The 1,429-nt window shown below is 42.8% G+C and carries 2 protein-coding genes and 1 pseudogene; all 3 read left to right on the top strand.

The annotated features are described in order from the left end of the window. Positions 1-773 (top strand): annotated as a pseudogene (locus F6K38_RS41880) (ATP-binding protein); the annotation flags it as partial. Between the two features lie 171 nt (positions 774-944). Next, positions 945-1,106, top strand: coding sequence for a hypothetical protein (locus F6K38_RS41875; protein WP_287360742.1), 162 nt, complete (start codon positions 945-947; stop codon positions 1,104-1,106). A gap of 22 nt (positions 1,107-1,128) precedes the next feature. Further along, positions 1,129-1,429: ATP-binding protein (locus tag F6K38_RS41870; RefSeq protein ID WP_287360740.1), on the top strand; the 301-nt coding region annotated here is incomplete at its 3' end.

The following is a 1,429-nucleotide window of genomic DNA, read 5'->3' as shown; positions in this document are numbered from 1 at the left end:
CCTATCACTCTCGGGAGAGGCGATATCTATCCATGATTGTGGCCTCACTCCGCCGTCTCAATGAACTTGGTCCTGCTCTCAATCCCAATAGTTCTCCCTGGTACAACCATTATCTGTTCCAATCCCTGAAGCCATTTACTGACCCTGACATTGATCAATTAATGGCTGGTATGCCAATTACCCCAACCTTACGGGGGCTGATCCGAGAGATTGCTGGTGGACATCCGGCTCTGCTCCAGATTGGTGGTGCTTTGCTTTATCGAGAGCTAAAAACTGGCAACGTCCCTGATGCCCAAGCCTTTGCTCGGGACTTTGAAGGTACTACCCTACCAATTTTTGAAACGATTTGGAAACGGTGTAGCGAAGTTGAGCAAGCCCTATTGATGCTGATGGCCTTGTTCAAGTTACAAGGTCGTCTCCATCATAACAAGCACTTTGACTTAAAAGGTATTGACGTAATCTTTAGCCAACACCAGCGAGAGTTAACTAACCTCGTCGAACAAGGGGTGATTACTAACCAAAAAGAACCAGGAGTGATGATCTACCATCAAGACTTATTATTTACCTCATCCATTATGGAGCGGTGGGTGATTCAGGAACTTTGGCAGACTAATCATCCCTTACTAGAAGATAGGCAAAAAGTCTTTCTCAATCTACTCAGCCATAGTCAAGCTGATCAAGTTACGAAGGCGATTAAGTGGCTATGGCAACATCAAAAGACAGTCAAGACCGCTGTGGAATGGGTCAGTAAAGTGTTAGCTGCATTTTCCTGACGTAAGCATTCAGCTAATGCGGTACTTGAGATGCTACGTGAGGTGCTATCAGCTATCAGCTTATGGGTTAGATCATAGCGTTGAAGCCTTTGCCACCCTAGAAGCCTGTGTCACCTTGAGGTGCTTTTGAATAAAATAAGCTGATCACTGACCACTTAATGCTTACTGGCCTTGAAAGTTTTCTGCATAACTGTTGCTGCTTTCCCCGATAAGTTTATAGATACTTATAAATCAGCTATTAGCATTCAGCATTCAGCAGGTAGTGCCTTAGCTGAATGCTTACTTCCTAACTTCAAATGGCAGCAAACCTTGACTGGCTTGGAGAAAAATTAAACAAATCATTAATCGTCGGCTAATGGTTACTAATTCTTCTAATCATCCTAATCCTTATGAAATCGGAAAGATAATTGATGATCCAGACAAGTTTTTTGGACGAGAGAGTCTGTTTCAGTTTATCGAAGACAACCTCAGGCAGAGGGTAAAGGTAATCTTACTCCATGGTCAACGACGAATTGGCAAATCATCAATCTTGGCACAGATTCCCAACAAAGTTGCTACGGATCAGTTTTACTTTGTTAATTTCGATTTGCAAGGCTACATTCACAAACCCTTCAGTCATATTATCTATAACTTGGCTCAAGAGATTTGTGATCACT

Source organism: Moorena sp. SIO3B2, assembly GCF_010692525.1.
GTDB classification, from domain to species: Bacteria; Cyanobacteriota; Cyanobacteriia; order Cyanobacteriales; family Coleofasciculaceae; genus Moorena; species Moorena producens.
This window is presented reverse-complemented; position numbering and strand designations above follow the sequence as displayed.